Genomic DNA, 4,661 nt, shown 5'->3' on the forward strand with positions numbered 1-4,661 from the left:
TGCGACCCGATACGCGAAAAATGCAGCCTCATTCTTGGCCGCTATTCAGATCAGATGTATCTTTTTATGGGCCTCAATCTCGTGACGACACTATCTAGTCCGCATCGCTGACGGGTTCATGCCAGTCGTTTCTGGTGTTTTCACCTGGGACTTCCACGGCAAGATGCACGAACCAGCTGTCCTTTGCTGCACCGTGCCAATGCTTGACGCCTGCAGGAATGTTGACCACATCGCCGGGTGCAGTTCACGGGCCGGTTTGCCCCACTCCTGATACCAGCCGCGCCCGGCGGTGCAGAGCAGAATCTGCCCGCCACCCTTTGTGGCATGATGCGTGTGCCAGTTGTTCCGACAACCGGGTTCAAAGGTGACATTGCCGATAACCACGCCCTCCGTGGAAAGCATGTTCAGGTAGCTGTTGCCCACGAAATATCGGGCATACGCCGTATTTGCCCCGCCACGCGGGAATACTTCCGTGATTCTGTCCATGTTTGTCTCTTTGTTACTTGTTATGTCATTGTCGGGATTGCTGAATGCCTTTCTCACCTCTCTTGTCACAGCCTGGGCCAAGGCCGCATGGTTTTCCACCGAGAGGTGGATTTCGTCCTCTCCCTGGGCAAAGGGAACAACTGTGGCCGCGTCGAAAAAGAGTGCTCCGGAAGATTCCACTAATGGGCGAAGAATGCCGGGGAGAGCTTCGCTTTTGGCGAGAGAACCTTCAAAAGCATTTTTATAAGGACTTTGCTGAAGATGCAGTTTCGGAGAGCAGATGACCAGCACCTTTGGTATGGGAAAGCGCGTGCGCTGCTGCCATTCGCCTTTCTGGACAATGGAAACGAGCTGCATGATGCCGGATGCAATATCCGAGGCATTGCGGTTTTTGTCCTTGCGGAGGTCGTTCGTCCCCAACATGATGATGACCATATCCAGCGGCATATGCGAAGAAAGCGCCGCCGGGAGGTACGCGGCTCCGTTCATGCCCGCGCCGGGAATGATGCCGGTGCCGGAACGTTCCGGGCTGTCCATATTGGTTGTGCGCCCGCTCAGCCCCTCGACCACCACATCATGGTCAGCGCCAAGCAAAGCGGTCATTTTACCCGGCCAGGCCGTATTCAACGGTAACCGGTTTACTATTCCCTGGGCATCCTCAACATAGCCAAAGGTGTTGGAATCACCGAACACCAGGATACGTTTCATGCCTTCGGCGGCTCCGGCGGAAGCGGCGCCCCCCAAAATAAAGAGGCAGCACGCCAAGACGACGACGTTCAACTTTTTCATGCTTTCTCCTCGGTCAGGACTATTGCATGATTGATGGGACATTTATGCTTTGTTTATTACAAATATGGGTTGGCCCCATCCTGTAAAAGAGCTTTTTTTATCAAAAAGTTGCCTTATTTTGTCAAAGGCTGTTCAAAGAAAGAGAAATGAGGTAGAAAAGAGGCACGTACATAAACGAGTGAAGAAAGCGCGAATCCCTTTCCTGGCTGTGGGAGGTATGGCACATGGCTGACGACAACAAGAAAAAAGTAAAAGAGATCAATGAAAAATTGAAAGAAATTTTGCTGCGGCATCTGGAGAAACCGGATGCCCGCGCTTCCGCCGTCAGCGGACTGAATCTGGTGCGCCGGGAAGCGGTCAACAACTCGGAGCGTTGCTTTGAAAAGCCGCTCGCTTCCATCATCATCCAGGGCAGCAAGCATTCCACTGTAGGCGCACAGGAATTTCGCATACACGCAAACCAATGCCTTGTTTCCGGGGTGGACATGCCGAGTACGTCCTATGTTATCGACCCCACGCCGGAAAAACCGTTCCTTTCCCTTTTCTTTTATCTGGACAGGCAGATTCTGAGTGATCTGGTCATGGAAATGGAACCGGAGGAAAGACCGTCCTTCATGGGAGATCAGGGCGTATCCATCGCCGAAGCGGAACCGGAGTTCATGGAAACCATGCTGCGGCTTGTGGAACTGCTGGACAAGCCGAAGCAGATTCCCATCCGTGCGCCGATTATTATGCGTGAACTTCATTATCTGCTTCTTATCGGTCCACAGGGAGGCGCTTTGCAAGGACTGTACACGCGCGGTTCGCAGAATAACCAGGTTGTCCAGGCCATTGCACTTATGAGGCAGAATATTGCTACCTCTCTGCGTATGGACGCATTGGCACGGCAGGTCAGTATGTCGGTATCAAGCCTGCACCGCCATTTTAAAAACATTACAGGGTTCAGCCCATTGCAGTATCACAAGCAGTTGCGTCTGTATGAAGCGCAGCGTCTGATGCTCATGGAAAACGAACGCGCTGCCAGCGCGGCGCTGTCCGTGGGCTATGAGAGCGTGACGCAGTTCAACCGGGAGTACAAGCGTATGTTCGGGGAACCTCCGCACCGGGATATCAACAGAAGAAGATGTACTGCATAGCTGGATAATAATACCAAAAAAGAAAAGGGCCTGTCTGGAAATATTCCAGACAGGCCCAGGACTACAGAGCTTCCGGCTTACTCGGTCAAAAGGCCGATTTTATGGAGCCATGCGTCTACATTTCTTTGCGCTCCACCGGCTCTTGAACCACGTACTTCAAATCCTTCAAGCATCCGTGCGCGGGGGCAAAGCCGCTTGAGATCCTGTTCGCTGCGTCCAAAGCGGCTGCCTTCATGTGTGCAGAATGGAATGAGTGTTTTGTCACCGATATCGTATTTTTCCAGCAGGGTGAAAAACGGCATGGGAATAGTGCCCCACCAGCTGGGAAAACCAAGGAATATGATATCATATTTTTCCAGATTCGGAATTTCTGTAGCAATCTGCGGTCTGGCATTGTTCTGCTGTTCCTGTTGCGCCTGATCCACTACGGCGTCGTAATCCTTGGGATATGGGGTGACGGTCTTAAGCTCAATCATGTCTCCCCCCATTCTTTCACGAATCTGTTCCGCTATCTTGCGAGTATTTCCGGAGTGTGAAAAATAGAGAATCAGCATATTGTTCCCCTTGGATCCAGCGGCCCACGATGAAGAAAAACTGGAAAGCATCGCAGCATTGATGACGACAGTCCCCATAACGGCATATTTCAAAAAATTTCGTCTGGAAAGATGGCTGTCTGGTGATGTTGTCCGTTTCATACAGAAACTCCTTTATGTAAAAGATACGTCCAGGTGTGTCAGATAAAGTGTGGCATGCCGAGAACGGCGTGCTTGGAAGCATGACAGGCGACACGACGGAGGAACAGTTGACGATGGCATGCAACAGGTTTTCACGTCTCCCGGAAAGCATGACCGATGCGCCCCTGCGGGCGAACATAATTGCTGCAGCCTCGCCGATGCCGCTGGTAGCTCCGGCCACCAAGGCGACTTTTTCCTGAATATCTATAACATGTTGTCCTTATATGGTCTGAATTTTGTTTAAGTATGTTCCGTGAGAAAAGAGGATGCGACTCAAAGCGGTTCTCAGATGCCGACCTGCTTTACAGGCTCATTTGCAGAATAGTGACCACGTCTTTTTCAGACAGCGGCACATAGGCATTCCTGAGTCCTCCTATTTTTACGGCGTTCTTCGCCATGAGTTCAAAGTGGGTATTGTCGATACCGAACTCGGCAAGCGTTGAAGGAAGGCCAATACTTTTAAAGAAAGCTTCGGTAGCGTCGATACCCTGATTGGCCAAGGTGAATTTGTCGTTTCCGCGTTCAAGCCCCCAGACATTGACGGCGTAATCGCAGAATTTATCCACAGTATCCTCGGAAAGGATATGGCGCATCCATTTGGGAGTCAGTACGGCAAGACCGGCTCCGTGGGTAATGTCATAAAAAGCGCTTAATTCATGCTCGATGTAGTGGCAGCTCCATGCGAAGGTTTTGCCGGTGGAGCCAAGGCCGTTCAATGCCAGCGTGCTGGCCCACATCAACTGCGCTCTTGCCTCGTAGCTGGAAGGCTGCTTCAGCGCGATGGGAGTATATTTGATGACGGCCCGCAACAGTCCTTCATTGAGCGCATCCGGAACGAATGCCTGTTCACGGTCGAAGTAGTTTTCGATGACATGGGACATGATGTCCGCTGAACCGGCCGCCGTCTGAAACGGCGGTACGGTATAGGTATTTTCCGGATTCAGGACGGACACTTTGGGCAGGATAAGCGGAGAGTACAGCGGCAGCTTTTCGTTGGTTCGCATATTGGAAATGACCGCTACGGAATCCATTTCGCTCCCGGTTGCGGCTATGGTCAACACTACGGCAATAGGCAGCGCCTTGGTTATTTTGCTCATATCCAGAAGCAAGTCCCAGGCGTCTCCGTCATAGTATGCGGCAGCGGCGATGGCTTTGGAGCAGTCGATGGTGCTGCCGCCTCCCACGGCCAGAATCACGTCGATGCCTTCTTTTTTGCAGATGGCAGCTCCGGTGTTGACGCTTTCGATTTTCGGGTTGGGAGCGATGCCGCCAAGCTCAAAGATTTCAAAGTCTTTCAACAAATCCATGAGCTTGTCATAAAGGCCGGTTTTCTTGATGCTGCCGCCACCATAGGTCAGAAGGATTTTTTTGCCATAAGCACTCAGTTTTGCGGGAAGATGGCTTTCCTGACCTGAACCGAATGAATGCTCCACCGGCTAAAGCCGGTGGTATCGGAAACAGCTAAAGCTGGCGATTGCGGATGAAATCCGCCGACAGCTTGGCGGGTTGGCAAAAG

The 4,661-nt window shown here is 51.9% G+C and carries 3 protein-coding genes and 4 pseudogenes; 2 read left to right on the forward strand and 5 right to left on the reverse strand.

Translation table 11 applies throughout. The features are described from left to right. Nucleotides 1-85 (forward strand): annotated as a pseudogene (locus tag EII23_RS11400) (IS5/IS1182 family transposase); the annotation flags it as partial. Nucleotides 86-94: 9 nt separating this feature from the next. Here the strand turns inward: EII23_RS11400 and EII23_RS11405 are convergent. Both EII23_RS11405 and EII23_RS11410 read right to left on the reverse strand, forming a co-directional pair. After that, nucleotides 95-486, reverse strand: a pseudogene (locus EII23_RS11405) (cupin domain-containing protein). A 78-nt stretch (nucleotides 487-564) separates the two neighbouring features. Then, nucleotides 565-1,317 (reverse strand): annotated as a pseudogene (locus tag EII23_RS11410) (GDSL-type esterase/lipase family protein); the annotation flags it as partial. A 182-nt stretch (nucleotides 1,318-1,499) separates the two neighbouring features. Between EII23_RS11410 and EII23_RS11415 the strand changes: the two are divergent. Beyond that, the gene (locus tag EII23_RS11415) at nucleotides 1,500-2,411 is read left to right on the forward strand and encodes an AraC family transcriptional regulator (RefSeq protein WP_124793478.1); all 912 of its coding nucleotides are present in this window, start codon (nucleotides 1,500-1,502) and stop codon (nucleotides 2,409-2,411) included. Nucleotides 2,412-2,488: 77 nt separating this feature from the next. Here EII23_RS11415 and EII23_RS11420 read toward each other — a convergent pair whose 3' ends face one another. The 3 genes and pseudogenes from EII23_RS11420 to EII23_RS11430 all read right to left on the reverse strand — a co-directional run bounded on the left by EII23_RS11420 (nucleotide 2,489) and on the right by EII23_RS11430 (nucleotide 4,578). After that, a complete protein-coding gene (locus EII23_RS11420; RefSeq protein ID WP_260424707.1) occupies nucleotides 2,489-3,106 on the reverse strand; it encodes a flavodoxin in 618 nt (205 codons plus the stop codon). Nucleotides 3,107-3,227: 121 nt separating this feature from the next. Next, a pseudogene (locus EII23_RS13670) lies at nucleotides 3,228-3,326 on the reverse strand (short-chain dehydrogenase); the annotation flags it as partial. Nucleotides 3,327-3,447: 121 nt separating this feature from the next. After that, nucleotides 3,448-4,578: an iron-containing alcohol dehydrogenase gene (locus EII23_RS11430; protein WP_124793479.1), complete on the reverse strand. Its 1,131-nt coding sequence runs from the start codon at nucleotides 4,576-4,578 to the stop codon at nucleotides 3,448-3,450. Between the last annotated feature and the right edge of the window lie 83 nt (nucleotides 4,579-4,661).

The sequence above is a fragment of the Desulfovibrio sp. OH1186_COT-070 genome (genome assembly GCF_003860215.1).
Lineage (GTDB): Bacteria > Desulfobacterota > Desulfovibrionia > Desulfovibrionales > Desulfovibrionaceae > Desulfovibrio.

Bases quoted from the DNA above. Each gene is read 5' to 3' on its own strand.
- EII23_RS11420 (WP_260424707.1), bottom strand. From the start codon at position 3,106: ATGAAACGGACAACATCACCAGACAGCCATCTTTCCAGACGAAATTTT.
- EII23_RS11415 (WP_124793478.1), top strand. From the start codon at position 1,500: ATGGCTGACGACAACAAGAAAAAAGTAAAAGAGATCAATGAAAAATTG.